The sequence below is a fragment of the Streptomyces sp. NPDC096013 genome, assembly GCF_044763565.1.
Classification (GTDB): domain Bacteria; phylum Actinomycetota; class Actinomycetes; order Streptomycetales; family Streptomycetaceae; genus Streptomyces.
In genome coordinates this window covers 1-25,091 of sequence record NZ_JBIWGK010000020.1, presented here as the reverse complement: position 1 = coordinate 25,091, position 25,091 = coordinate 1, and the positions used below count along the sequence as shown (strand labels likewise).

Sequence of the window (25,091 nt, the reverse complement as noted above, 5' to 3'; positions counted from 1 at the left end):
GTCAATCCGTCTGTCGGGGTGAGGTCGCTTCGAGAGCGCTGATGAGGGCGGTCATCGCTTCGATGGCGGTGCCCGGGGCGCCGCGGCCGCCGGTGAGACGGTCGATGTCGTTCATCGCAGCGAGGTCGCCGCGGCCCAGGGCCACGCCGGCCGACTGCCGCAGCGGCGGCTCGGTCGCATCGGCCGTGGCTGCGTCCGTGGCCGTGTCCGTCGGGTGGTCCCCGTCGTCGAAGGCGACGACGACGACGCCGTCGACCGTTTCCGACTCCAGCCAGGCCGCGGCCTCCAGGAGCGCCAGCCTGCATGTGTCGGCATCTCCGACATAGTGCAGGGACGGACCGTGGAGCTGGGAAACGATCGACGCCTGGCAAGCCGGATTGTTGACCATCTCGCTCAGCCACTCGGTCGGTTTGCGCTCCAGGACCTGGGCCAGGTGTTCCTCCACGGTGGCGGGCCCGGCGTCCCGCGCCGGTACCAACACGCCGAAGCCCGGCTCCAATCCACTGATCGTGATCAGTCCCGTACGGTCCCCGTTCCACCCCGTGGGCCATGCCGCCTTGAGCTCCATCACCGTCACGAACGGCGCCAAGGACCAGGGGGCGAGCAGCCGCAGCACCTTGCGCGTGGTGAACGAGCTGGCCCGGGAGCGCAGTTCGGCGGAGCTGCCGCTGACCGTACGGGCGCCGAGCAGCGCCGGGCTCACGAGGCCCTGCCCAGGATCACAGCGGTGTTGTGCCCCCCGAACCCGAAGCTGTTGGACATCACCCGTCGCAGCTCGGCCCGGCGCGCCGTGTCGGGTACGTAGTCGAGGTCGCACATGGGATCGGGCTCCTTGAGATTGATCGTCGGAGGGATGAGTCCTTCCTCCAGCGCCTTCACGGAGATCACCGCTTCGATGGCACCGGCGGCGCCCATGGCGTGGCCGAGGATGCTCTTGGAGCTGCTCATCGGGATCACGTCCGCACACGGGCCGAAGGCCTGCCGGACGGCGAGCGTCTCGCACCAGTCGTTGTCGCGGGTGCTGGTGCCGTGCGCGTTGATGTAGTCGACGCTCTCGGGCTGGACGCCGGCGTCCGCCAGCGCGGCCTGCATCGCGAGCGAGGGGCCGCGGGCGTCGGGTGGCGAGGCGATCAGGTCGTACGCGTTCTGGCTGGAGCCGTACCCTTCGAGCACGGCTCGGGGGACGGCGCCCCGCGCCAGGGCATGCTCCTCCGCCTCGACGACGAGGAACGCGGCTCCCTCACCCATGACGAATCCGTCACGGCGTTTATCGAATGGGCAGGACGCCTCGGCCGGGGGGCAGTCACGCGTGCTCATGGCGTAGAGGCTGGAGAACTGGGCGTAGTCGAACTCCCGCAGCAGGCAGTCCACCCCACCCGCCACCGCCACGTCGGCGCGTCCGGAGCGTACGAACTCGTAGGCCCCACCGATCGCCAGCCCGCCCCCCGCACACGCTCCGTACACCGCCGCGGAACGGGCGGCGCCCGCCATGTCGGCCAGCATGCGCACCAGTTCGGCTATCCCGTAAACGCCGTTGCGGCCGCCGTGGGAGCGCAGCGTGCGTTCACCGTGGTGGGCGACGGCTACGAAGTCGACGGTGGCGCCGGTGCTCAGTCCGGCGTCGCCCAGCGCTTCCCGCAGGGCCGTCGCGCCGAACTCCGCGGCCAGGGAACGGTCCTGGTCCACCGGCCCTTCGAAGCCGGGGACCGTTGCTCCCGCCTTGGCCGCCGCGAGGGGGCGGAATCGCTCGATCGGCCGCACGACCGAGATGCCCGCCGCGACGGTCTTCCAGGTCGCTTCGGAATCGAGGCCGCCGGGGCAGACAGCACCCATTCCCGTAATGACGACTCGCCGATGCTGCACCATGACAGCCCCTTCCCACCACGAAATCTTCCGAATGCGTACCAGGCGCCCTGCGAAGGGTAGGTAAACGGGCATTGCAAAGAATTCACCTGGGCGAACAAGAATGAGCACGCCGCGCCGTTCACCCGGTTCGTGGACTTTTCAGGCGCGCCCCCTGCAAGTTCGCCTCTGCCCATCGAATTCGGCCGAAGCAAAGGCCGCCCAACTCACATTCCTATATCCGTGGATTCGCTTTGTCCACAGGCTGCCGGCGGCGCGGGGGAAATGAGCCTCGACAGGTGTGGTCCAGGCGGCCCGGAGCCTGGACCACACCTGTCGAGGCGTCGGCGCGCATTAGCTCGTGGAGCGTTCCACCTGGGTGGCGAACTCTTCCCACACACTGGCGCAGGAGTGTGCGGCCTTGGCCAGAGTGGGCCGGCAGTGCTGGGGTACCGCTTCGATCAATCGGTTGCCGTGCCGACGGATCACCTGGCATGCCGCGAGCATGCGCAGCATCGACCGCCCCCGTTCGGAGGACCGGAAGGCCGGATCCGCCCGGAGCGCGTACACGGCCGAGGCCTGATCGTCGGCGACTGTCCGGTCCTCACCGTTCTGACCCTGACCCGCCTCGGAGCCCGTTGCGACAGCGTTGTCCGCAGTCTGCCGAGGACGCGTGGCCGGCTGGCCGGCCTGCGCCATGCAGGAGCGAACGTCGCGCACCGTCTCAGGTGACATGCCTACTTCTCTGGCGATTTCGCGCAGCGATGCCTCCGGTTTGGCGGCGAGCAGTTCAGCGGCTTTTTTGCGGCGGTCTTCCGGGTTCACCGGCCGGGACCGGCCGTCACGTCCGATCCGGGTGTCCAACTGGTTCTTCTCCCCGGTCGGACAGTTACGCATGGCCGCGACGGTCTTCGCCGCCAGGCCGCTCATCTCGGCGATCGCCCGGTTCGACCACTCAGGACGCAGGTCGATGATCCGAGCTGCCGCCGCTTTGCGGTCGGACAGGGACAGCGGCAGTCCGTGGGCAACGTTCGCCCGTACCGCCAGGACGAAACAGCTCGCTTGATCACCGTCGTACAACCGGATGTCGATGTGCTTCTGGCCCCGCAGCTGGGCGGCACGGACCCGGTGCATACCGTCGATGATGCGCATGGTGGAGCGGTGCACGATAATGGGCGGCAACATTTCCTCGGACTGGGCGAGGGAACGGATGTGCTCTTCGCTTTCGCCGGAGAGTCGGGGAGTATTGCCCGCCAGCAGCGTGGCGATGGGGACTCTGGTTACGGGTAATCGTTTTACATCCTCGATGTTTGGCGTGCCCGTGCCCGTGCCTGTGGTTTCCTGTGACCGCAAGACCGAACGCCTCCCGAATGGACTTTTATGCTGTGCCGCGTTCCCGATAGCGGGCCGCCGCGCGCATGTACCGTGGGCGGCCGTCCCCCGCCCCGCCACTCGGCCGACCGAGGAGGTTTGTCAGCGACGCTCAAGTCGCGTGAGGTTGACAGAGTGACACACCCATCAAGTCTGCATGTATCAGCATTTCGGCCGTTTTGGGCCGTTACGGGGGTTATGCGGAGGGCGCTGCCGCTGCTGCACCCCTCACCGGGGCGCCCTGGACTGTTCAACAACTCTCCCTCATAGGTGCCGACTTGGGTACCTCACCCGGCCCCTGGGGCTCTGGGGCAACGACGCGGGAGGGCCCGTTGTCGACCCCTGGTCTCAGAGGCTCGTGCCATCGCTGGGCGTGATCATGAGAACTACTGCTCGACCTGACTGGCTATCTGGTCGTCAAACGAGCACTCGACGAGGAGGAGGACGCACGCCTCAACGACGCCGTGGACTCACGGAGCACGGGCCGGATCGTGACTCCTCCCCCTCGTGAACGAGGGGGCTCCTCGCTATGCCGGTGCGGCTTCGCGACGGACCAGCCCGGCCCGTAGAACGTTCAGGGCGCCCACCGTGTCGGCGTGCGCCAGGTGGCCGCAGCTAACGCAGTGGAACTTCTCCTGGGTGGGCCGGTTCTCCGCGCTGACGTGAGATGCGTTTCCCTCCCCGACTGAAGCCGGGGACACCCACGCAAGATCAGGGATGGATTCCACGGCCCACTCCCAACTGGCTTTCCCGCCGTCATACTGGGAAACGACGTCCCCGCTGCAGGCCCGGTTGACCACGCCGACGGAAGCCTGCTGGACTGGGGGCCGGAGTTCCGCCGCATGATCGGCCATCAGCGGATCCTCCCGCACCTCAAGGAACTCCTTCGGCCGGAAGTCCGCTTCGACCACGCTTACGGAGTGTTCTGCCGGGCCGACTCGACCAACGCGAGATGCATGTCGCTCCGCCATGGCGGCACACCCCACGACCCGTCGCAGTCCTACCACTTGCGCGACGGCGTCATGTACGACGGACTGTGGCGGTCCCTACGCACTCCCCCCGGTGGCACCCGGCGATGGAGGGTTCTGCGTAATGCCCGGTAGCCACAAAGCGAACCTTCCGCTGCGCCCGCCCGTCCAGGAGGCGGCGGCCGCCTGGCTCGTGGCGCATGTGCCCCTGGATGCCGGGGATGCAGTGATCTTCACCGAGGCCACCACCCACGGCGCCTTCCCCTCTGGCAGGGGCGCGGCGAGCGTCGCGCACTGCTGTACAAGTACTGCCCCAGTTACATTCAGTGGGAGCGGTCGTCGCCGGGCGTGGCGCCCGGCGAGCGCTTCACGCCGGAGCAGCACAGCCTCATGCGCGCCCCCTTCGTCAGCGCACCCCGCAGGAGTTAGGCTTTTACGCCACGGTCGGAGCGTCGTCTCCACGCGAGGGGCACGCCGCGGCGCATGGCATGATCCCGTGGTGTTTTGTTCCGCGACAACGCGCCGAGGTGGCACCATGCCGACGCCTGAATTCATCCTGCGCCTGAGGAAGTTTATCGGCCACGACCCCTTGTGGCTCTCCGGCGTCACCGCCGTCGTGTTGCACGAAGGTCAGGTCCTGCTCAACCGCCGTTCGGACAACGGTGCATGGGCACTTCTGCACGGAGTGATGGAACCGGGCGAGCAGCCTGCCGAGACCGCGGTGCGTGAAGTACGAGAAGAGACCGGCGTCCTCGTCGTGCCCGAGCGGATCACCAGTGTCTACACTCTGCCCCCTGGGGTGTGCGCCAACGGGGACCAGGTGCAGTACCTCAACATCGCCTTCCAGTGTCGTCCGGTCGCCGGCCACGCCCGCGTCAACGACGACGAATCGCTCGAAGTCCGCTGGTTCCCCTTGGACTCGCTTCCTGAACTGCGCCGAAACGACCAACTGTTGCTCAGCAAAGCACGGGAGGAGATGACTCCTTGGTTCGCTAGTCCGCCGACCGGCGGGGACCACGGCGACAGGATTCACTCAGGTCAGTGACTCCGCGATGTGGTCGGATGCCTGGACGAGCCATGCTGGATCACCGTGGTCTCGGCCCCAATAGGCCTCCATGACCGCCCGCGCCTGCGTCCAGCGGCGGACGCGCTCCCGGTCCAGTTCCGCCGCGTCGGCGAAAATCGTCAGTCGCCGCAGCAGCGCTGCCTTCAGGTCGAGGGCGCCCGACAGAGCGTCCCATCGGCTGCGCACGAGCGTGATCGCGTCGTAGGACGGGTCGCCCACATATCCCTTGGGATCGATGGCCAGCCACGGCTCCCTCTCGGCCCGCAGCACATTACCGAGGTGCAGGTCGCCGTGGACCAGCGTGTCCGGGTGGTCACGGCCCAGCTCACGGACGGTTGCGATCGCAGCCTGGATCACCCGGGGTGGCAGCGAGCGCGGCAACCGCTCAGCGTCCTTCCGAAGGTCGTCCTCCCATTCCGCGGTCCGATCACCGAGACGCGGCAGACCCGGAGGAGCCTGAACGGCGAGCCTGCGGGAGAGTCCGCCCGCCATGGCCATGGCCTCGTCGATGTCGTCGAGATCGGCCAGGGTGCCGTCTCCGGCCCGCTCCAACAAGAGGGCAAAGCACGAGTCGTCCCGCTTGTGCAGCCGGACAGCGCCTCGCCCGCCCCAGACATCGAGTGCGTCTGGTTCATGAACGTTACCGGGGTGGGGGAACGACACCTTGAGCACCGCGGACGCTCGGTCTGTGCCCTGCACGGACTGCACCGGGATGATCACCCCTACCTGACCATGCCTGACCGGCCCGGTGGGCCTGCAACTCCAACGCTCCAGAATCTCATCAACAAGATGCGGCAGACATGCGAGCCAGGCCCGCCCCTCATCCGCCTCTCGGTCGATGGTGCGTCGCGCGAATGTCTCCGGGATCTGGATCACCGGAGCACCCTAGCGTCGATTCGTTCATGGGCCGGTCGGTTCACCAGGTGGGGAACCGCGGCCTCCCAGAACCCAGCCATCGGCAATCCGGTGACCTCGCAGTTCCCAGCGGCGTGACCGGCCCGAAGGGGTGGGACGGCTACCTGCCGGTTTCGGCTGGCTCCGTCGACACTCTGTGGCCTGCCGAGTGGCCGACACGCCGCCGACCGTCTGTGGCCCGGACGAACGCACGGTGGGCAGGGCGGCGAGCTGCTCAAGGCGTTCGTGGAGCTTGTTGACCGGGGGCACGACCAGGAAGTACAGGGCGCCGGCGAGGAGAAGGAAGCTGATCGCCGCGTTGATGAAGGCGCCGTAGGGGAACTTGATGGCGCCTACGGTGAAGGCCTTGCGGCTCATGTCGCCGGTGGCGCCGGTGGCCAACCCGACGAGTGGCGTCAGGAAGGCGCTGACAAAGCCGTTCACCACGGCGGTGAACGCTGCCCCGATGACGATGCCGACGGCCAGGTCGACCACGTTGCCGCGCAGGATGAAGCTGCGGAAGCCCTTCACCTTCTCACTCCTAAGAGGTTCTTGACGTCAAGGGGCGGCACCGAAAGCGTGGTCAGCCCGCTCCCTTCGCCTCGGATGCCCTGCCGCCCCTCCCCCATGCCGGCTGCGCCGCGCGGCACGGTGATGTGCCGGCCACCGACGCCACGTGCGCCAGCACGCCATCGCAACCGTCGCTCAGTGTGTGTTTGAGATCTGGAGGACGCGGCGGGCACTGTGCCCGCCCCGCCGCGTCCTCACGCCAGGATCAGCTGTTCTGGCGGTCCAGTACGAAGTGCTGGTCTCGGTTGTCCGTCTCGCACTCTGCCTGCGCGATGTCCTTGCTGTCGTCGCGCCCCTGCACGGTCAGGCACCGGCCCGTGTCGGTCTTGAGCTGGTACGCCGGCTGGCCGTCGAGCATGGGAGCCGGGCCGAGCTCGATCTTCTGGGCGGAAATATTCCCGCAGGCCGCCATCCCGACCCAGGTAGAGCGCTGGTCTGCCGCTGTGAGGCACTTGTCGCCAGAGGCCCGGAATTCGAAGGTTCCATCTGCGGCTCTGCTGACGGTGAAGACCTGGTTCTCGCGTCCGCACCCGGCCTGCCGGATCCGTTCGTGATCGATGGTCAGACATTGGTGGTACCTGGTCATGATACGGAGGCTGTGCTCTGGCGCCTGCTCGGCGCCGGACGCCGGCGCCGCAGTGGCCTGAGCTGCCCCCGCCAGGGGGCCAGGGCGATGGTCACGATGGCCGCGACCTGTGCCGGGCGCCTCAGTAGTTCGATGGCGATCCTGCCGGTCATACACGCTCCTTGCGCCAGCGGCAGCGGAGCAATCCCCTCCTGCCGCATGATCATTTACGAAATGATCATGCGGCAGGAGGGGATCAGAACGTTGCACAAACTCGCAACACGTAGCATTCGGGCTATGTGGGTCATGCTTGCGTACGGGTGATGGTTGCGACCTGCCATCACCGTGACGCATGTACGGACCTGATTGGATAACCTCCGCCGCAGTGCGGCCGCATTCTTGCCGGAGCGCGCACGGGAGGGGCTGTACTGGTCGCCGGATCGGTGTCCTGTCTCGGATAAGCCCGGGCATCGCGCCCCGCTGACCTGCGGCGCCCGGACTTGAGTGAGACGGGAGTCGTCGCTGTGTCTCGCTCAAGTCCGGGCAGTGAGCCGTTCTCTCGCTGTCCGGGGGCAGTGGTCGTCGGGGTCGTGATGGGCTGAGGCGTCGGCAGTTGTGGCGTCGAGGGCGGCCGGGTTGAAGCCGGCCTCGGTCAGGACGTCGGCGGCGGTTCCGCGGCCGACCTGGGCAAGGCCGGTCAGGAGATCGTCGCAGTCGTTGCGGTCGGAGCCGCTCGAAACGGAGGGACGTCGGCCAGGATCAGCCGCAGTTGGTGCCGTATTCCCCGAAGTACACCCCGCCCATCGAACCCCACCAGTCGACACAGGACCCAGCGGCCTTGACATAGACCGGGCCCACGTAGGAACGGAAGTTGCCGCCGTCCTGGTCGTCGAAGATCTCGGTGCTGCTGCGCCGGATGAGCAGGTCCATGTACACCGGGTCACCCGCGACGTTCCGGATGGCCACCGCACAGTTCTTGCCGGTGGCGGAGCTGTAGGTGAGGTAGGCCGTGCCGATGTCGCCGATCGGCGTGGAGTTGACGACCTTGTAGCCGCTGCCGCAGGCACCGTTGTACGCCGCCGCAGTCGTCGTCGCCGTAGCCGCCGCGGTCTTCGTGGTGGCGGGCGCAGCCGACGCCGTCGGCGCGAGAGTCGTGAGGGCGACAGCACCCGCGCCGGCAACCATCATGCCCTGCAGCACACGCTTCGTCCTTGACATGTTTCTCCCCGTTTCAGAGCTCAAGTTGGTTCAGTCCGCGGACTTGGTCATCGTCCGATCGGACACCGCTTCCGATGCCTAGTACGACCACCCGGCCACCCCACCCGTTGTACGCCTCACTGCAACGGCTCCGTGCCACATGTCATCAACGTGAAACAGCACGATGAACGGCAGGTGGCGCCGCCCACGGCGGCCGTCCAACCTGCGGTGCCTCGGGTTGAGTGAGACGCCGTCGGGCGGAAAGTCTCACTCAACCCGAGGCGGCTCTGCCGGTCCGGCTACTCGCCCAGCTCTGCGACCTGCGCTGTCTCAGTTAAGTCGAGTCATCCAGGGCAGATGCCTCGACTTAACTGAGACAGCCCGGACTTGCGCGGGACAGGACAATCGGCCTGGAGGAGCAGAAGCGCCACCGTGATCATCGACCTTCCCGGCAAAGCGCTCATTCTGGATGCGCGAGCCGTTCGGAACTGCCGTCACCGTGACGCTTCTTCGGAACGGCAACTTCTGCCCCCACGGATCACAAAACTGCTTTGACCTGCGCTTCTGAGGATTCCAATCAGGCACTCAGCCCGAGCTGCACTCCGAAACGAGTTCAGTGATGATGGCGATCGTGCTGGGACGGGTAGAGGGGGCTGATCTGACGCCAGTAGCCGTGCACGAGGCCTTCGGCCTCCTGCACCGCGCGCTGAGCGCACGGCGCGTCCGTCGGCAGACCCTGCCCGACCTGGGCGGCGGCGGAACCCATGCGCCAGGCAGCCCTCAGCGTCGCCCGACGTGAGGCACGGCGGTATGCAGCGGCAGTACGGGGGCTGCTGTTTCGGCCCGCCAGGCACCATCGCGCGAGCAGAACCGCTGCCACCGCAGACAACGCGCTGGCGGCGTACATCTCATGACCGGCCACTGGTTCCTCCTGCCGGACGCATGGACCGTGCCGGATTCCTGTGCCCCCGTATCGCATTCTCAATGTCACCGCCGGGCTAAGAAAAAAAGACCTCACGGCCGTCGCTGGGGCGTGGTGGGTCGACGCCCGGCGCGGGCACGTTCCTCTTCACGTGGGGCCGCGGGGAGCCGACGCGCAACACGGTGTGCGCGTGTCCCTATCCCCGCCGCATCCGCGCCGCCACCACCCCGCCCGTCCACGGGATCAATGCGGCTGCGGTCGCATGTCCGTGACCAGCAGTCCCCGCATGCGAAAGCGGGCCAGCAGGCCGAACAGACGCGCCTCCTCGATGACGGTGCCGTAGAAGACCGTCTGTCTGCCCAGCATCACGGCGTCCAGCTCAGGGAACGTCCCCGCAGCGTTCTCCGGGACCGGACCGCAGACACGGAATCCGTCGACCGCAGGCGGTATACGGCGGGCCATCGGCGGCTGTCCCCACCAACAGCAGCCCCCGTCCCGCCCCGACCGCGCGACAGGAGTGCGCCTGTGGAGCGCTCCAGCCAACGGCAGCGGCGCGGAGAGGGAAGCCGCCATGGACGGCTGTCCCAGGAGCCCTGGGCGCCGGATTCAGCCGGGCGGTGTGGGCCGGTCCAGAGCCTCGCGTCCAGCCCGGATGAAGAGCCGCAGCACGCGCTGTGCGTCGTCGAAGCACGCCGTGATCTGCTCGCCGATGTCCACGGCATCAGCACTGTTCAGTGGCCCCGCCGTCGCCCTTGCCTCATGCTCCTCAGCGCAGTTCAGCAGGTCCCGGAGGCTGGCTAGACAGTCATCCACGCGCGCGCCCACCTCCTCGGGGCCCTGCAACTCGACGGCGTACGACGTCTGCAGTGCCTCCCGGTACGCCATTCTGGCGCGCAGCCGGATCTCCTCCCGCTGCGCGGCCTCCGGAGCACCGGGCAGGCAGCAACGGTGATAGTCGAGAGCGGCGATCCGGGCTGTCTGGGACTTCACGGCGAACTCCTCGTAGATCGCCCTGCGATGCTCGCGACGCCACCGATGGTGCTCCAGGCGGAGATCGAGGTCCTGAAGCCTTTCCCGCCGACGTGACTGGCGTTCCTCCTGTTGTTCCAGAGCCCGTTGATTGGCACGCTCCGATCGCAAAGCGAGGAAACCCGTCAGACCACTGCCGATCAGGGTTCCGAACATTCCCATGAACGAGAGGAGCAGAGAACCGGTCACACCTACTGTCTGTGCAGACCGCACCCCGGTTACTCGTCGGCCGCCCCGAGACCTGTCGGCGCGCCCCATGGGTCCACGTCCTGGGTGCCTCTCGGGCGCCAGTCGTCGTGGCCCGGGTCCGAGTCGTAGGCGGAGCACAGGTCGTCACCGCCGAAGCGGAGCAGGACTCGGGGTGGATGGGCTGGTTGTGCCAGGGCTGGAACGTACGAGCGGGATCGGGGGCATTTCACCACTCACGCCGGCCCCCAGGGGATGTAACCGAGGTTCAGGGGACGGCGAAACCGCGGTCGCAGGCACATGTGGGGATGTCGACGGGGGCTTCGGACATGGTGCGGCCGGCAGTGAGGACGGTTTCGCCGAGCAGGATGATGAAGAACAGCCGGAGGAGTTCGAGCATGTGGGTCGACATCGAAGGCGAGTTCACGGCCGCTGAGCAGGAGCTTTTGAAGGTGGGCAGAGCATCACGCCAGTGCGCCACGCGAGCCCGCACTTCCCCAGCCCCGCAGGGACGGCCCGCGGTCATGACGTCGCATCAGCGGAAGTCGGCAGCCATGACGACGTGCCGGGTCCCTCTGCCGTCTCGGTGTGTACGCCCCATCGGTGATTGTCCGTGAACGGGCAACCGCCTTACCCTCGCCAGCATGCCTCAGGACAAGGAAGTGCCACAGCCGGCCGACGTATTGCGCGCAGCCTACGGTGCCTTCGACGCCGTCGTCATGACCATCACGGATGAGCAGTCCTGGCTGCCGACCGGCTGTGCCGGCTGGTCGGTGCGCGACCTTGTCTTCCACTGCCTCGGCGACGCGCAACGCGGCCTGGTGGCACTGCACACGCCTGCCGAACGGACGCAGGACCGTGACGCGGTCACCTACTGGGAGGATTGGCGCCCGGACCCCGTGGGCGCGGCCAACGGCCGGAGGTTCACCCGGGTCGTCGCCAGCATGTTCCTGCGCGTGGACCAACTATGCGAATTGTATTCAGAGACCGCTGCCGCAGTGGTGAACGCCGCGGCCAGCGCTGCGGTCGACCAGCCGGTCGCCACCCAAGGCCACGTGTTGAACGCCGGCGATCTGATCTGCACGCTGGCTGTCGAGGCGACGATCCACCATCTCGACCTCGTCGTGTCTCTTCCCGATGCGCCAGGCCCCTCACCAGAAGGACTCGGCCAAGTGCGCCGCACGCTGGACGGGCTACTCGGCCGCCCAGTCCCAGTGCCGTGGGACGACGCGCAGTACGCGCGCGCCGCGACCGGGCGCGCACCGCTGTCCGATGCCGACCGAGACCGCTTGGGCGCGGACGCCGATCGCTTCCCCCTGTTCGCATAGACCAGCCACCGACTGCCCTCGCCGAAAGGTCCAACACTCCACGACAAGTGCCTACGTCTGCTGCGCCAAGCAGTCGATGGAGGCGTGACACAGGCCGCTGCCGTACTCGGCGATCGCCTCGCCGCGATCGATGAAGACACCGAAGCGCTGAGCTGATACCTGCATGCCGCGGAGCGAGGCCACGCGGATGCGATGTTCGCCGCCGCTTGCCGGTACCGAGACGGCCTGGGCGCAGCGCCGGACCCAGTCCAGGCCGTGCGCTGGTTCCTGGCCATGCTCGACAGCGGCAACGGGATCCACGAAGCGATCCAACTGGTGAAGCGCGGCATGAGCGAAGAGCAGATCCGCAACGCTGGCGAACTGGCCGACCGTTCTTCCGAGGCCGAAACGCTCATCACCATGGCCCGCGAGCGTGGCTGGTGAGCATCGGCCAACGCCGCTGCTGCCCGTCTCAGTTTCCGTCTCATTCAGCACGGTTCACCGGCGTTCAGCCAAGACCCGGCACCGATCCCAGCCTGGTGACGAGCCGCCGATGAACCCGGGTGAACGCCCCCGTACACAGCCCGGGACCCCACCACCACAGGGTTGCATCTATAGGCGACATTCAGGGCATTTGCTTCAAGCAGGATGGCGCACGCTCACGTCCTGGGGGTGACCGGCGCAGACTGCGGGGAGCCAAACCATCTGACGGATACGTCACGACGGTTACCGGCCGCCAGGACCCACACGACGAGTTGGCCGTCCTCACCGGCATAGACGAAGAGGCAGTCGCCGCCCCAAGCCGCCAGCAGGCGTCCCCTCACGGGTTGGCCTGCGGCGACTGTGGTCTCGTCGGATCCACGCGGATCTGTCCATGGTCCCGGGACGAGGTCGCGGTCAGAGTCCGATCATCCGGACCCTGCTGCCGCACAGCCGGGTCATGTCATCGACATCCGACGTGAGGATGGCGACCGGGTCAGGCTGGCGCAAGGCCGCTTCCGCAACGGTGGCGTCGATCGCGTACTTGTGTCCGTGCAGACCGGCGCCCTTGAGCAGTTGTGCCGCAGCCTTGGCGGCTGCCTCCGTGACCGGCTCCACCTTGATCCGGGAGAGCGCCCATTGCAGTCGGGGCAGGTTCACCCTGGCGTGGCTCGCCTCCACGATGGTGTTGGCGCTGACGACAAGGTCCGCTCCCATGTCGTGGAACACCTGGAACATCGCCAGAACCTTCCGGTCCTGCGCCACCCAGGCCGACAGCCCCTCACTGTCCAGGACGACAGTCTCGATGTGCCCGCTCACGCGGCGCTCGCGCCGCCGGCGGCCGACGTCGGACCGAAGATCCGCGCCCGCGCATCGGTCAGCTCTTCCTCACTGAAGGCCCCGTGCTCGTCTGTGTGGCTGCGCAGGTCGGCCCCCAGAAGCTGGTGCCGGATCTGTCTGGCGACCGCTTCGGCCACGTAGCCGGAGATGTTGTCCGTGATCTTCTTCAGCTCCGCCACCTGCTCGGTGGGGAGTGTCACCGTGATGCGCGTGGTGTCAGCCATAGTGACAAGCATACCGCGGTATGCGCACCACGTGCTCTTTGTTTCCCGCAGTCGGTCCGGTCAGCGGCAGTCGGGGCGCCTGTCCGTCGAGCAGGGGCTCAGCGAGGCAGTTGTACGACGCGGCAGTTCAGCGAGTCCAGTGGCGGTATGCCTCGATCCAATGCCATCCCTCGGGGGCGGGTTCCGCCTGACCTCACCCTCAGGAGGAGAGCCGCCCTCGCCGTCCGCAACGCAGCGCTGCACTCCATCTGTCGTTCACATCCGCCAGATATCGTCATCCGATATCGGATGACGATAAACGGATGGTGCGGGCATGGGCGGGCAGATACAGAGCGGCGAACCGGCTGTGCTGGAGCGGCGGCTGGGGGTGTTCGACGCCGTGGTCGTCGGCCTGGGCTCGATGATCGGTGCGGGAATCTTCGCCGCGCTGGCGCCCGCGGCCCGGGCCGCGGGTTCCGGGCTGCTGGTGGGGCTGGGTGTCGCTGCCGTCGTGGCGTACTGCAACGCCACCTCCTCGGCCCGGCTGGCCGCGCGGTATCCGCAGTCCGGTGGGACGTATGTGTACGGCCGTGAGCGGCTGGGCGCGTTCTGGGGGTACCTCGCCGGGTGGGGCTTCGTGGCCGGCAAGACCGCGTCGTGCGCGGCGATGGCGCTCACCGTCGGGTCGTATGTCTGGCCGGGGCATGCGCATGCCGTCGCGGTGGCCGCCGTGGTGGCCCTGACCGCCGTCAACGTCGTGGGGGTGCAGAAGGCGGCCTGGCTGACCAGGGCGATCGTCGCCGTGGTGCTCGCGGTGCTGGCGGCCGTGGCGGTGACCTGTCTGACCTCGGGTGTGGCGGATGCCGGGCGGCTGGACGTGGGGTCGGACGCGTCCGTGAGCGGGGTGCTGCAGGCGGCCGGTCTGCTGTTCTTCGCCTTCGCCGGCTACGCCCGGATCGCCACGCTGGGTGAGGAGGTGCGCGATCCGGCGCGCACGATTCCCCGGGCCGTTGCGCTCGCGCTGGGCATCACCTTGGTGGTGTACGCGGTGGTTGCCGTGGCCGTGCTCGCGGTGCTTGGCCCGAGGGGGCTGGCGGGCGATGCGGCGCCGCTGGCCGGGGCGGTCCGGCAGGCCGGGGTGCCGGGACTGGCACCGGTGGTACGGGTGGGTGCGGCTGTGGCGGCGCTCGGCTCTCTGCTCGCCCTGGTCCTCGGTGTCTCACGCACCATGCTGGCGATGTCCCGCGACCGGCATCTGCCGCATGCGCTGTCCGCCGTCCACCCCCGCTTCCGTGTCCCGCACCGTGCTGGACTTCTCGTCGGCGCCGTGGTCGCCGTGCTGGCCGCGACGGCCGACGTGCGCGGTGCGATCGGCTTCTCCTCCTTCGGGGTGCTGGTCTACTACGCCGTCGCCAACGCCTCCGCGTGGACGCTGACGCCGGAAGAGAACCGGCCGCTGCGCGTCATCCCGGTTCTCGGGCTGGCCGGGTGCCTGGTGCTGGCTTTCACGCTGCCGGCCGCGTCGGTGGTGTGGGGTGCGGCCGTGCTGGCGGCGGGTGCCGCGGTGTACGGGGTGCGGCGCGGTCTGTCGGCGCGCCGTGCGGCGCCGTAGTCCCGCCCCCCTTTTGCTCAGAGGGTGTCGGCGCCGAGGATCTCGCGGGCCAGTTCTGCCAGCGCTCTGCGGTCCTCGGCCAGGGCTTCCGTGCCCGCCTTCGTCGCCGTGTAGACGCGGCGGGTACGGCCGTCCACCACCCGCTGTTCGGAGACGAGCAGACCTTCGGCCTCCAGCCGGTGCAGCGTGGGATACAGGGTGCCGGGGCTGATGCCGTAGCCGTGGTGGGCAAGTTCCTCCGTCATCCAGGCGCCGTGGATCTCGCCCTCGGCCGCGTGGTGCAGGATGTGCAGCCGTACCGCGCCGCGCTGGAACTCCCGCACCCCGTCCACCTCCGCGCGTCAGGGCGACTGTCACGAAACCGATATCGGCTCCCGATCCTATGCCACGCCACGGTGGAGGGCGGGCGGTTGGCGACGGGCGGATCGGGGGCGGTCAGGGCGCGGTGGCGGCATGCCGGGCGATGCGGGTGGCGGCGTACTGCGTGCCGGCCACGAAGCGCATCATCGGCCCGAACATCGGGGCAGCGAGCGATCCGGTGAAGTAGAGGCCGGGCACCGAGGACTCGAACGCGCCACTGAGGTGGGGTGCCTTCGTGCCCGGCACGCACGCCACGGCCGTACGCACCGCGTCGCTCAGGAAGGGCACGGCGTCCAGGTCGAGACGGTAGCCGGTGGCCGCCAGTACATGATCGACGGCGAGGGTCTGCGGACCGCCCGCCGGACCGCCGAGTTCCAGCCGCACAGCGCCCGCGTCCGCCACCGCACCGGTCACCCGGCACGAGGTGCGGACCGGTACGACGCCCTCGACCCTCTCCCGCAGCCACCACCCGCCCGACGGCCCCAACGCCCGGGTGAACAGCAGCAGCCGGGCGGACGCGGGCAGCTGCCGGACCCCGCCCGGCGCCGTGCACACCGCGGCCAGGATCCAGCCCGTGCCCAGCGGAGAGGCGGGCTGGGCGAGCCGCTGGATCCAGGGCCGGGCCAGGTCCGGCGTCCTGCCCCACAGCACGCGCCGCTCCCTGACCAGCACCTGCACCGCGGCGCCGGCCTCGTGCAGCAGCGCGGCGCTCTCCAGGGCCGACTGGCCGCCCCCGATGACCGCGACCCGGCGGCCGGCGTAGCGGGAGAGGTCGGTGTGGTGGCTGGTGTGCGACACCAGAGCGTCAGGTCCCGGCTCCTGGGGGGCCAGGGCCCTCAACTGCCCCGGAATATGGGCCAGTCCGTTCAGGCCGGTGGCCACCACGACGGCCGCGGCGGTGAGCTGCTGCCCGTCGTCCAGATGGACGGCGAAGGCGGCACCGTCACGGACGACGGCCACCACCCGCGCGGGGTCGACCTCGCCGACGTACTGCTTCTGGAACCACTGCCCGTAGCGCACGAACACCTCGCACGGGATCGGGGTCAGCTCGGTCAGCTCCGGCTCGCCGTGCACCCGGCGGAAGTCGGCCAGCCGGCCGCCGGGCTCCGGCGCGGACAGATCGGTGGCGGCCGGAGTCGACTTGAGGAACATGCCCGTCGCCATGGCGTGCCGCCAACTGCCCAGCACCTCACCGAAGACCCGCACCGGCACCCCGGCGCCCCGCAGATGCGCGGCCACCGACAACCCGTACGGCCCGGCGCCCACCACGACGACCGGAAGCCCCCCACTCCCCCTCAACGCCCGCCTCTGCGCAGGGCGTTGCCCCGGAAGCGACTGCGCCATACATCCCCCCACCGCTCCGCTCGCCGCCTTCCCCAAGGCAGCGCGACACTGCGGGATGGCGCACCGTCACCAGCCCGGCGCACCCGTCCCCCCTCCGCAGGCCAGTGTGACGGGTCAGCCGGTATCGGTCGACGATATCGGCATATGTTGACTGAATTAGGACCCAACCGTGGAGCGGGCTTTCCCACCAGGCACCCGGTACCCACGGGACGCGGCCTTTCCCCCGGGACGGACGGCGGACAGCGGGGCGCCGCTCAGTGCGTTCCTCCGGTCCGGGCCGGAGGAACGCTGCAACCCGGCGGCGGCAGAAAGACCGGATCGCCTGCCCGTACGCCGACCGCCGCCTCGCGTACAGCAAAGGCCCCCGTCCGGGACGGCCTTCCTTCCGTACGCCACCCCGTACCGCGTCCTGGGCACCCGGAACACACGCCGACTCGCTCTGTTCCACCCCCGCGATCACCCTGAGTACCTATGTCTGAACCTCGGGCGTGCGTTTGCCCAGCTCAGGAATCGAACGGTGCTGGTTTCATGTGCTTGTTGGAGAGTGTCCTGGTGTTGCGGGACCGGCCGGGGTGGGATTTCGCTGGCCCTGGGAGACTCGCCTGGTGAGCGACGTGAATGAGATCTCCCGCCGGTCCGTGCTGCGCCGGGGTTTCGTGCTGGAGTACGTGACCTTGGGCTGGAATGCGGTCGGCATCGTGGTGCTGGCCGTGGCGGCGGTTGCCGCGAGGTCGGTGGCGTTGGCCGGGTTCGGCCTGGACTCCCTGATCGAGATCGGCGCCTCTATGGTGGTGATCTGGGAGTTGTCCGGCACGGGCGAGGACCGGCAGCGCCGTGCCCTGCGGATGATCGGTGCGGGCTTCGCACTGCTGGCTGTGTATCTGCTGGTGCAGTCGACGTGGGCGCTGGCCGGCGGTTTCCGTCCGCATCACTCGCCACTGGGGATCATGTGGACCGCGGTGACCGCGGTGGTGATGTTCGTCCTCGCCCTCGGCAAGGCCCGCACCGGTGCCGCGCTGGACAACCCGGTGCTGAGGACGGAGGGCCGGGTCACGCTGATCGATGGGCTGCTGGCCGCCGCGGTGCTGCTCGGCCTGGTCCTCAACACCGTGGCCGGGCTGTGGTGGGCGGATCCGGCTGCTGGCTATGTGCTCGTGTACTACGCGGTCCGCGAAGTGAAAAAGATCTTCTTCGGAGACCACTGAAATGCGAGTAGGCTCCGACAGCCCCGCAGCCGAGAAGGCGCCGCCGATGCCTCCCAGCAGCACTCCTTCCCGGCGGTCCCCCGCCCCGTCGCAGGAGCCGTTGGTCCAGGAAGTCCTCGCCCGCTTCGACGCTTATGCCAGGCTGCGGGGACGGCGCGACAGCGTTTTCGACTCCGCCCGGCCCTTACCGCAGGAAGAGCAGCGCGCGTTCGATGATCTCCAGCGGGCGGTCACACAGCTGCGCGACGCCGACAGGCGCCGACGACGGTGGATAAGGGGTGCTCGGGGTCGCGCGTTCGCGCCGGAGCAGCCGGTCAAGGAGATGACGTTGTCCTTGACGCCGACGGTCAGTCCCGTGTGGCTTCCCGAGGGGCGGGCTGGCCGCTGCGGCGGGAGGTCCGATCCCCTCGCCGCCGCCCACGTCCTGTCCACCCGCCGCCACTCTCTTTCCTGCTGCAGGGCGTGGATGGGGGGCAGAGGGGATGTCCGTCTGCCAACCACGACCCCATCCGCGTGCGGCAGTCCTGTTCGGCTTGCAGGATCGCAGTTCCGGCGTGCTCCCTCCCCCGAATCGCCCCTCAAAGCGGTCTCAGCACGGCCGCAGGATCGCAGGTCACAGCCCCCGGATGCTGCAGCAGCATTGATGAGACCTCATGCCTCTCCCTGCATCGCAAAGTTTGGTACCGCATCCGGTACCTGTCGGGGTACCTTGGGTCTATGCCTGCACTCAATGTGGAATTCACCGAAGAGGAACTGACACGGCTGCGCGGTCGGGCGGCCCTGGCGGGCCGGAGCCTGAAGCAGCACGTGCACGACGTGACCGTGCAAGAGGCCGACCGGATCACCTTCGTGGAGGGAGCTGTGGAGGAAGCCGCCCGGGTACTGCCCGGCGTTATGGCCCGCTTTCCCGAGGGACAGCGGTGAGTGCGGTCATCCGTGTCGATGTCGGCTGGGTCCTGCAGATCCAGTCGGCGATCTCCCCGCTGAACGTGCCCATCGCGGACTGGGGCGCCCTGGGGTTTATGGCCGGCCGGCACACGTTCGAGCGGGAGCGCGGCGTCCTGTACTACGAGGAGGCGGCCTCCCGGGCCGCGACCTTCCTGCACACCGCGCTTCTGCTGCGTCCCTTCACCGACTACAACCTGGTCATCGGCTGGGCCTGCGCCAGCCAGTACATGCACGTCTCCGGCCAGCCCCTCCAGGCCAAGGACGATGACCTGTACGAACTCGCCCAGGCCGTCCGTACCCAGCAAGCCGATCTGCGCACCGTCGCGCAGCGCCTGGAGTCCTGGCGCAGCGAGTGAACTGCCCGCGCCGGCCTCGGACAGATACCGGCGCCTTCAGCGAGGCCTCGGGCGGTCTCCGGAAGGAGCTCGGCGGCTGCGACGCGACCGAGGGTGGTATGCCCGGCTCGGCGGGACTTCCGTCTCCGAGTCCTCACCCCCCTGGCCAGGGCGTCCGTTGAGCGAAGCCGCCCTCACCCCTGCCTTCTCGCCACGGGATCGCGCACGGCGGCGCTAGACCCGGAGCAATGCCGGAATCGGGCATGACGAAACCCTCTGTGGCGCCAGGCTCTGTCCGTTCATGACCGTGTCCCGTCTCAGCTCACGTCGCGCAGGCTCTCCTGCAGGCAGTCGTGGACAACCTGCACCGGCACACGCAACGACCGGCCCACTCGCCCAGACGGTCGGCAGGGCGCGGCGCCAGAAGGGCCCCAGGAATCCTGGAGCCCCTCTGGGGCTACTCGCTGGGCAGCGAACAGCATCGGCTGGTCCACCATAGGAGGCCGCCGGGCGATGCCGTCCCTCGACACCTGCTCTGCACACCCACGGTGGCCGGATGGCGGTCACCGTGATCACGGTGCGGACGGGTGGCGGGCTCCTCGTACAGGCGGGCGCCGTCGGGTCCTTCCGGTCGTCCTGTGCCCCGGCCGTACGCGCCGGAATCAGCGCCCCTGGCCGCGGTGGTGCGCGGGGGCGTGGGGTGCGTCGTGGGCGCCAGGGTTGGCGGGAGGGTGCTTCGGCGGGCTGGCCCGGTGAGGAGAAGCCGCCGGGGATGCCCTGCTGTCACCGGAGTTGGGGGCGCGGTCCGTCCTTCGTCCGTCCGGCGTGCGCGTGGCGGCCGGGCGGTACGGGCCAGGACACGGGCGTGAGGGATCAGCAGGTAGCTGGCGCCGATTGCGCACGTGATGGTGAAGCGGTCGACACCGAACCACCAGGCCAGGACATCATAGGGGGGCGCCATGACGGAGGTGGATGAGAGTGGCAAAGAGCCGGTCGACGAACACCAGCTTGCCTTTCACCCCAGCACCCACAGGGTCTGTGACTGGGTGCGAACACCGACCCGCGCACCGTTCGTCCGACGGAGCCAAGACGCGGCGTGCGCCTGACTGAAGCCGCTCGGACACCGGATCTACTCCCGTGCAACTGCAGCTGCTTGACGCCGCGGTCCTGGGCCAGGCGCCAGGCCGCCGCACCCCGCTGGTGCACCGCTCATCGGACGCCGCACCCCGCCCCACTGGCCCTGCCCGTGGCACCGCTCGCCCTGACACTGACCGCCCTCATGCCGGCCGCACACGCCTCGGTCGACATCCGGCACAGCACCAACCTGGAACCCTCGACCGGCTGGTGGCAACCGGCGCCCTGACATCCTGTCGCCATAACCACGAGACCAACGAGGCAGTCTGGCAACCGCCCCACCTCCGCACACGAACCCTCCGGGGACCGGGCCCAAAAGGGGTCAGACAGCGTGGCCTGACGTCCGCGCCACACAACGGACACCACTCGAAGGGAACAAATGGTTCCGCCTGTCCGTAGTATGTGTACGACGCCAAGGCATTGTGCGGCAGTCACGGCGGCTGCATCGCCGGTACAACACAGCAGGATCGCTGCCCGGTTCGAGACCTCTCGCCTGGATCATCACCGCACACCGAGGGAAGGCAAGCACCATGTCCGAGACCACGACCGCCGCCACAGAACTGACATCCCAGTACACCGCCCAGGTGGCCGGCGACCTCGAAAGCAACCTCAAAGAGCAAGAACGCATCGGCGCGGACATCGCCGCCCTGCAGCAACAGCTGACTGCCCTGCAGCAGGACCACAGCGTGCTGGTCAACATCCAGCAAGCACTCGGCGTCGCACACGAACCGCATGAGCCGTCGGCCGCAGTCGAAAACGCCACGGTGCCCTCTTCTCAGCAGAAGACCGAAGTCGCATCCCCCGGCAAGCGACGGGCGCGGAAGAGCACAGCTACGCGGGAAAGCGCGACGGCCAAGAAGCCGGCTGCCCGCAAGCCCGCATCCAAGGCTGATGCACCGACGGCCCGGCCCACCCTGGTGGAACTCATCCGCCGTCACCTCGCCGAGCAGAGCGAGCCGCGCTCGGCCGCGGAGATCTCCACCGCGCTCAGCCAGGCCCACCCCGAGCGCAACATCAAGACCAAGGTCGTCCGCGTCACCACCGAGGGCCTCGTGGCCAAGAGCCAGGCCCAGCGCACCAAGCAGGGCGCCTCCGTCTTCTACACCGCCCCCGCCGCACCAGAGCCGGTGGCCGCGCCCCAGGCCGGGGAGAAGCCCGACGACACCGGCCGCTGAAGCCACACGGCGGCAACCGCACACCAGCAGCCACCCACGGTCTGAACCAGCACGTCCGGCACGTACTCGCCGCCGCCCGCGCCCTTCCGCGGCAGCGAGTCCGGCATCGGCAAAAGGTGTGCCAGGGCATGCGCAGCCTGACCGGCTCCATCGCGTGGATGCCTGTGGGGGATTCCGTGAGCGCATCGCCGGCGGTGCCGATCGAGGCGTCGATGCCTGGCCGGTTGCTGTATGCCGTGTCTCAGCCGAGCCCGAGGCGGCTGAGGGCCGTGGTCCAGTCGGTGACGATGGCCTTCTGCGCGGCGGCGAGGGTGACTTGGCCCTTGCAGACCGCGGTGTGCAGCTTCGTCTCCACCGGATCCTTCGCGTTGTTGACCCCGGAACCCTTCTTGTGGCCAGGGTCGGCCGGCTCCACCCACAAGTTGCGGTAGTCATTCGGGTCCCCGCCCAGCTGCAGGCTGATCAGGTGGTCGTACTCGGCATCGCGCATGCTGCCGGTGAACCCGTAGGAGGCGGCATTCAGCCTCTTCTCCCTGCCAGTGACGGACGTGGAGGGCCGGATGCCGGAGGTGTAGCCGCCCTTGCGGCAGATCGTCGACTTCAGATTCGCCTGCGTGACCGCCGGGGAGATCGCGCCCGGCGTGCACGCCGGGTCCTCCAACGGCTCGCCCTTGAGATACCGGTAGTGGCAACTGCCCGCGGCCGGCTGCTTCTCCACGGTGTACGTCCTCTGCGGCCCCGCCCCCACCGCGATCGGCCGCCCGGCCCCGGCCGCGCCCGAGGGACCCGCCGAAGAACTCCCGCTCCCTGACGCGCCCGCGTCCGGGCTTCCGGGCGACGTAGGCGAGCAGCCCGCGAGCACCAGACAGGTGAACAGCACGGATGATGCGACACGGTGGATGGAACGCATGATGACCCCTCATGGGCAGGCGGAAGCTGAGCAGATGCTGCCCTACCCGCCTGCCGGCCTACCGCGCGGGGGTAGGGCGTACGGACGCACGGATGCCGCACGCCCAGCGCCATCGGCGCGCAGCACAGGAACCGCCCCCCGCATGTTGCCCCTGCCCGTGAACCACGCGTGGGAGGGCGGGACATGACGCATCACCACCGCGTGAGCGCGGCAACGACCGTGCCGCGCCCGGCCTACGGCGTGATAGCGCTGCGCCGTCCGTCCTGAAAAACTGGGCAGGGCCTTCAACCACCTGCACGTGGAGCAAAATCGGCTGGCACAGCCTGCAGCGGAACACACAAGAACGAGGAGGGTCCGGCCCACGCAGTCGGCCCCTCCGGGGTTCGGATGTGGCGGTCCGCCGTTCTTCACCCGTCGGCAGCTTCGTCTCGATCGTGCTGTCCGTACGCGCCAGGGCCCGGAAAGCTGCTTCCGGGCCCTGGTGACGAGAGGTCAGGCGGGGGTGATGTTCTCCGCCTGCGGGCCCTTCTGACCCTGGGTGATGTCGAAGGTGACCGTCTGGCCCTCCTGCAGTTCGCGGAAGCCGGAGGCGTTGATGTTGGAGTAGTGCGCGAAGACGTCCGGCCCGCCGCCGTCCTGCTGGATGAAGCCGAAACCCTTTTCGGCGTTGAACCACTTGACGGTTCCGCTGGCCATGCTGGTGCCTCTCAGTCGATATCAGGGGCCGCACCGCGCGACCCCGCAGGTGATCGTCCTGGTCCGGCCACCGCACAGCAAAACGCCCGCGCAGCAGCGCGGGCAGGTACTGCGAACCACGACATCTGGCAGTAACGCTACACGGCGAAACCAGCACCCACCAGAGACAGTGACAGCCTTGCACAGCGCCACGTCACCAGAGGATCCCTGGTCCGCCGCCTCACTCCTCTGGCGTCATCGTTGCGGAGCGGCTTTGACGGTGACGGTGGTTCAGCTCGTGGGCACGGCCGGCCCGCTGCGCGTGCGTGCCCAGCTCCGACCCGTTGGGCAGGTGGTCACGGTCGGGGCAGGCTGCGTGTCACAGCACCGGTTCCACCACCGTCTATGTATCTGAGACCGCGCTGAAACCGTTCTGAAGGGAGGGCCGGTCACGCTCTGCGGCATGACGACGACGGCCCCGTCAGGGGCAGCGGACGGGGAGGGGAACACCATGAACGGCCTGCGGCTGATCCGTCGGCACGCGGCGGCCTTCGGGCGCTTCGCCGGGCTGGGCGGCGGGGTCACCCTGGCGGCCTCGGCAGCCCTGGTCCTGCTGTCGCAGTGGATTCCGTGGATGGCGGCGAACGCGCTGACCACCGTCGCCTCCACTCTGGTCGCCACCGAGTTGCACGCCCGCGTCTCCTTCGGCCACGGACGGCCCGGCCTTGCCGGGCACCTCAAGAGCGCGGCCACCATCGCTGCCGGCTGGCTGGTCACCTCCGCCGCAGCCGGCGCGCTGACCGCACTCCGCCCCGGCGCCGGACTCGTCCTGCAGCAGACGGTGTACCTGTCGGCCACCGCGCTCGTCGGAACAGGCCGCTATCTCGTACTGCGCCTGGCGGTGTTCACCGAGGACACCCCACAGCGCCCGAGCGGCGGCGACGTCCGGCTGCGGGCCGCCTACAACGCGGCGGCGTAAGGATGCGGCTGTGCCCGGCGCACATACCCGGGAGCTACCTCACCGGCACCGCCACGATCACTCACCGCCGACTGGGCGGAACATGCCTACGCCGAACTCGTCGTTCCAGTCCATGGTGCGCAGCCGGATGGCGGGCTGGCCGGACACGGCGAACCCGCGCGCCGCCAGCAGCGGCCAGACCTGCCAGATCGCAGTGGACACCGTGGAGCGGTCCACTTCGAACAGCACAGCCAGGGCCGAGTGCGGAAGATCGTGTCGCAAGTGCGCCAGCGTGACCAGCACCCGGTCGACGAGCCCCAGACGATGCTTCGGGCCGGCGCCGGCCTCGCGGCGGCGATCATCGCCGCGCCGCTCCCGCAGCGCAGACTCCTGCTACGCCTCGCATGCCGGGGCGAGCTCAGCGACGAGTTCGGCAAGATGCTGTCGGGATATGCCCGACAGGGCAGGATGAGACAAGGCCGCGCGGACTGATGACTTCATATCCACGGGGCGCCGCGCCTCGCGCCGCCTAGGCCTGCCGCCGCTCCCACTGCTCCTTCGTGATCTCGTACCGCACACCCCCGTGCTCGGAACCCTCAACCGCCATCATGTCGTCCGGCGTGGGGATGCTCTCCGCGAGCGTCATCCCGAGCTTCTCCATGACGTTGCGCGAAGGGCGGTTCACGGTCATCGTCTCGGCCCAGACCATGCGGATGCCAAGTTCGGCGAACCCCTTCGCCAGCAGCGCCTGCGAGACCTCCGTGGCGTAGCCCCGGCCCCAGGCCGCCTGGCGCAGGCGGTAGCCGAGTTCGGCCTCCTCACGCGGGCCGTTGCGGAGCGGACGCAGGCAGAACCAGCCGACGAACGCGCCGTCGTCCTTCTCGTGCGCGGCGAACAGGCCTAGTGCTGTGACCGCGTTGGTTCGCCGGGGTGGCGGTTGGATGTGGGGTGACGTCCGATCCGATCGCTGGAGGCGCGGTGGCCGAGCCTGTCCG

Annotated in this window: 31 protein-coding genes and 1 pseudogene; 12 read left to right on the top strand and 20 right to left on the bottom strand. The window is 68.8% G+C overall.

Features of this window, described 5'->3' with window-relative positions; genetic code table 11:
- Window position 1: 1 nt before the first annotated feature.
- From ACIRB1_RS40725 to ACIRB1_RS40710, 4 genes are all read right to left on the bottom strand, one after another.
- Window positions 2-703: a hypothetical protein gene (locus tag ACIRB1_RS40725; RefSeq protein WP_403469062.1), complete on the bottom strand. Its 702-nt coding sequence runs from the start codon at window positions 701-703 to the stop codon at window positions 2-4.
- Window positions 700-1,866, bottom strand: coding sequence for a beta-ketoacyl-[acyl-carrier-protein] synthase family protein (locus tag ACIRB1_RS40720; protein ID WP_403469061.1), 1,167 nt, complete (start codon window positions 1,864-1,866; stop codon window positions 700-702). The genes ACIRB1_RS40725 and ACIRB1_RS40720 overlap by 4 nt, the downstream gene beginning before the upstream one ends.
- 330 nt (window positions 1,867-2,196) lie before the next feature.
- On the bottom strand, window positions 2,197-3,195 hold the full coding sequence (locus ACIRB1_RS40715) for a ParB/RepB/Spo0J family partition protein (protein ID WP_403469060.1): 999 nt from the start codon (window positions 3,193-3,195) through the stop codon (window positions 2,197-2,199).
- Window positions 3,196-3,740: 545 nt separating this feature from the next.
- Window positions 3,741-4,124: a zinc ribbon domain-containing protein gene (locus tag ACIRB1_RS40710; protein ID WP_403469059.1), complete on the bottom strand. Its 384-nt coding sequence runs from the start codon at window positions 4,122-4,124 to the stop codon at window positions 3,741-3,743.
- 58 nt (window positions 4,125-4,182) lie between these two features.
- Between ACIRB1_RS40710 and ACIRB1_RS40705 the strand changes: the two are divergent.
- Together ACIRB1_RS40705 and ACIRB1_RS40700 are read left to right on the top strand one after the other, a co-directional pair.
- Window positions 4,183-4,434: pseudogene (locus ACIRB1_RS40705) on the top strand (phytanoyl-CoA dioxygenase family protein); the annotation flags it as partial.
- Window positions 4,435-4,716: 282 nt separating this feature from the next.
- Window positions 4,717-5,226: an NUDIX hydrolase gene (locus tag ACIRB1_RS40700; RefSeq protein WP_403469179.1), complete on the top strand. Its 510-nt coding sequence runs from the start codon at window positions 4,717-4,719 to the stop codon at window positions 5,224-5,226.
- On the opposite strand, the gene ACIRB1_RS40695 is transcribed toward ACIRB1_RS40700, so the two are convergent.
- From ACIRB1_RS40695 to ACIRB1_RS40660, 8 genes are all read right to left on the bottom strand, one after another.
- A complete protein-coding gene (locus tag ACIRB1_RS40695; protein ID WP_403469058.1) occupies window positions 5,215-6,123 on the bottom strand; it encodes an aminoglycoside phosphotransferase family protein in 909 nt (302 codons plus the stop codon). The two genes, ACIRB1_RS40700 and ACIRB1_RS40695, sit on opposite strands and share 12 nt — an antisense overlap.
- 24 nt (window positions 6,124-6,147) lie before the next feature.
- Window positions 6,148-6,672, bottom strand: coding sequence for a large conductance mechanosensitive channel protein MscL (gene mscL / locus ACIRB1_RS40690; RefSeq protein WP_403469056.1), 525 nt, complete (start codon window positions 6,670-6,672; stop codon window positions 6,148-6,150).
- Window positions 6,673-6,916: 244 nt separating this feature from the next.
- Complete coding sequence (locus tag ACIRB1_RS40685) at window positions 6,917-7,297, bottom strand: RICIN domain-containing protein (protein ID WP_403469055.1); 381 nt, start codon at window positions 7,295-7,297, stop codon at window positions 6,917-6,919.
- A complete protein-coding gene (locus tag ACIRB1_RS40680; RefSeq protein WP_403469054.1) occupies window positions 7,294-7,449 on the bottom strand; it encodes a hypothetical protein in 156 nt (51 codons plus the stop codon). The genes ACIRB1_RS40685 and ACIRB1_RS40680 overlap by 4 nt, the downstream gene beginning before the upstream one ends.
- Window positions 7,450-8,035: 586 nt before the next feature.
- Window positions 8,036-8,494 carry a spore-associated protein A gene (locus ACIRB1_RS40675; RefSeq protein WP_403469053.1) on the bottom strand — a complete coding sequence of 153 codons (459 nt, stop codon included), beginning with the start codon at window positions 8,492-8,494 and terminating at the stop codon, window positions 8,036-8,038.
- Window positions 8,495-9,638: 1,144 nt separating this feature from the next.
- A complete protein-coding gene (locus ACIRB1_RS40670; RefSeq protein ID WP_403469052.1) occupies window positions 9,639-9,857 on the bottom strand; it encodes a hypothetical protein in 219 nt (72 codons plus the stop codon).
- Between the two features lie 144 nt (window positions 9,858-10,001).
- The gene (locus ACIRB1_RS40665; RefSeq protein ID WP_403469051.1) at window positions 10,002-10,613 is read right to left on the bottom strand and encodes a hypothetical protein; all 612 of its coding nucleotides are present in this window, start codon (window positions 10,611-10,613) and stop codon (window positions 10,002-10,004) included.
- A 265-nt stretch (window positions 10,614-10,878) separates the two neighbouring features.
- Window positions 10,879-11,022: a hypothetical protein gene (locus tag ACIRB1_RS40660; protein WP_403469050.1), complete on the bottom strand. Its 144-nt coding sequence runs from the start codon at window positions 11,020-11,022 to the stop codon at window positions 10,879-10,881.
- Window positions 11,023-11,254: 232 nt separating this feature from the next.
- On the opposite strand from ACIRB1_RS40660, the gene ACIRB1_RS40655 reads away from it, so the two are divergent.
- Window positions 11,255-11,938 (top strand): maleylpyruvate isomerase N-terminal domain-containing protein, encoded by a 684-nt coding sequence (locus ACIRB1_RS40655; protein ID WP_403469049.1) that lies wholly within the window; start codon window positions 11,255-11,257, stop codon window positions 11,936-11,938.
- A gap of 255 nt (window positions 11,939-12,193) precedes the next feature.
- Window positions 12,194-12,361 carry a hypothetical protein gene (locus ACIRB1_RS40650; protein WP_403469048.1) on the top strand — a complete coding sequence of 56 codons (168 nt, stop codon included), beginning with the start codon at window positions 12,194-12,196 and terminating at the stop codon, window positions 12,359-12,361.
- A 453-nt stretch (window positions 12,362-12,814) separates the two neighbouring features.
- Here the strand turns inward: ACIRB1_RS40650 and ACIRB1_RS40645 are convergent, their stop codons facing one another.
- Together ACIRB1_RS40645 and ACIRB1_RS40640 are read right to left on the bottom strand one after the other, a co-directional pair.
- Window positions 12,815-13,216: a DNA-binding protein gene (locus ACIRB1_RS40645; RefSeq protein ID WP_403469047.1), complete on the bottom strand. Its 402-nt coding sequence runs from the start codon at window positions 13,214-13,216 to the stop codon at window positions 12,815-12,817.
- The gene (locus ACIRB1_RS40640) at window positions 13,213-13,461 is read right to left on the bottom strand and encodes a hypothetical protein (RefSeq protein ID WP_403469046.1); all 249 of its coding nucleotides are present in this window, start codon (window positions 13,459-13,461) and stop codon (window positions 13,213-13,215) included. Before ACIRB1_RS40640 ends, ACIRB1_RS40645 begins: the two co-directional genes overlap by 4 nt.
- Before the next feature lie 313 nt (window positions 13,462-13,774).
- On the opposite strand from ACIRB1_RS40640, the gene ACIRB1_RS40635 reads away from it, so the two are divergent.
- Complete coding sequence (locus tag ACIRB1_RS40635) at window positions 13,775-15,052, top strand: APC family permease (RefSeq protein WP_403469045.1); 1,278 nt, start codon at window positions 13,775-13,777, stop codon at window positions 15,050-15,052.
- Between the two features lie 17 nt (window positions 15,053-15,069).
- Here the strand turns inward: ACIRB1_RS40635 and ACIRB1_RS40630 are convergent, their stop codons facing one another.
- Complete coding sequence (locus tag ACIRB1_RS40630; RefSeq protein ID WP_403469044.1) at window positions 15,070-15,375, bottom strand: PadR family transcriptional regulator; 306 nt, start codon at window positions 15,373-15,375, stop codon at window positions 15,070-15,072.
- Window positions 15,376-15,487: 112 nt separating this feature from the next.
- Window positions 15,488-16,678, bottom strand: a complete 1,191-nt coding sequence (locus ACIRB1_RS40625) for an FAD-dependent oxidoreductase (RefSeq protein ID WP_403469043.1) — start codon at window positions 16,676-16,678, stop codon at window positions 15,488-15,490.
- A 683-nt stretch (window positions 16,679-17,361) separates the two neighbouring features.
- Between ACIRB1_RS40625 and ACIRB1_RS40620 the strand changes: the two genes are divergently transcribed.
- The 5 genes from ACIRB1_RS40620 (at window position 17,362) to ACIRB1_RS40600 (ending at window position 21,553) form a co-directional block, all read left to right on the top strand.
- Window positions 17,362-17,961, top strand: coding sequence for a cation transporter (locus ACIRB1_RS40620; protein WP_403469042.1), 600 nt, complete (start codon window positions 17,362-17,364; stop codon window positions 17,959-17,961).
- A 717-nt stretch (window positions 17,962-18,678) separates the two neighbouring features.
- Window positions 18,679-18,885: a hypothetical protein gene (locus ACIRB1_RS40615; protein WP_403469041.1), complete on the top strand. Its 207-nt coding sequence runs from the start codon at window positions 18,679-18,681 to the stop codon at window positions 18,883-18,885.
- Complete coding sequence (locus ACIRB1_RS40610) at window positions 18,882-19,265, top strand: hypothetical protein (protein ID WP_403469040.1); 384 nt, start codon at window positions 18,882-18,884, stop codon at window positions 19,263-19,265. The genes ACIRB1_RS40615 and ACIRB1_RS40610 overlap by 4 nt, the downstream gene beginning before the upstream one ends.
- Window positions 19,266-20,397: 1,132 nt before the next feature.
- On the top strand, window positions 20,398-20,607 hold the full coding sequence (locus ACIRB1_RS40605; RefSeq protein WP_403469039.1) for a hypothetical protein: 210 nt from the start codon (window positions 20,398-20,400) through the stop codon (window positions 20,605-20,607).
- A 301-nt stretch (window positions 20,608-20,908) separates the two neighbouring features.
- Window positions 20,909-21,553, top strand: coding sequence for a hypothetical protein (locus ACIRB1_RS40600; RefSeq protein ID WP_403469038.1), 645 nt, complete (start codon window positions 20,909-20,911; stop codon window positions 21,551-21,553).
- A gap of 241 nt (window positions 21,554-21,794) precedes the next feature.
- On the opposite strand, the gene ACIRB1_RS40595 is transcribed toward ACIRB1_RS40600, so the two are convergent.
- Both ACIRB1_RS40595 and ACIRB1_RS40590 read right to left on the bottom strand, forming a co-directional pair.
- On the bottom strand, window positions 21,795-22,463 hold the full coding sequence (locus ACIRB1_RS40595) for a hypothetical protein (RefSeq protein ID WP_403469037.1): 669 nt from the start codon (window positions 22,461-22,463) through the stop codon (window positions 21,795-21,797).
- 492 nt (window positions 22,464-22,955) lie between these two features.
- Complete coding sequence (locus tag ACIRB1_RS40590) at window positions 22,956-23,159, bottom strand: cold-shock protein (RefSeq protein ID WP_329240861.1); 204 nt, start codon at window positions 23,157-23,159, stop codon at window positions 22,956-22,958.
- 442 nt (window positions 23,160-23,601) lie between these two features.
- On the opposite strand from ACIRB1_RS40590, the gene ACIRB1_RS40585 reads away from it, so the two are divergent.
- Window positions 23,602-24,117 (top strand): hypothetical protein, encoded by a 516-nt coding sequence (locus ACIRB1_RS40585; RefSeq protein ID WP_403469036.1) that lies wholly within the window; start codon window positions 23,602-23,604, stop codon window positions 24,115-24,117.
- 57 nt (window positions 24,118-24,174) lie between these two features.
- Here ACIRB1_RS40585 and ACIRB1_RS40580 read toward each other — a convergent pair whose 3' ends face one another.
- On the bottom strand, window positions 24,175-24,378 hold the full coding sequence (locus ACIRB1_RS40580) for a hypothetical protein (RefSeq protein ID WP_403469035.1): 204 nt from the start codon (window positions 24,376-24,378) through the stop codon (window positions 24,175-24,177).
- Between ACIRB1_RS40580 and ACIRB1_RS40575 the strand changes: the two genes are divergently transcribed.
- Window positions 24,379-24,588 carry a hypothetical protein gene (locus tag ACIRB1_RS40575; RefSeq protein WP_403469034.1) on the top strand — a complete coding sequence of 70 codons (210 nt, stop codon included), beginning with the start codon at window positions 24,379-24,381 and terminating at the stop codon, window positions 24,586-24,588.
- A gap of 37 nt (window positions 24,589-24,625) precedes the next feature.
- On the opposite strand, the gene ACIRB1_RS40570 is transcribed toward ACIRB1_RS40575, so the two are convergent.
- On the bottom strand, window positions 24,626-25,091 hold a 466-nt coding region (locus ACIRB1_RS40570; protein WP_403469033.1), incomplete at its 5' end, for a GNAT family N-acetyltransferase.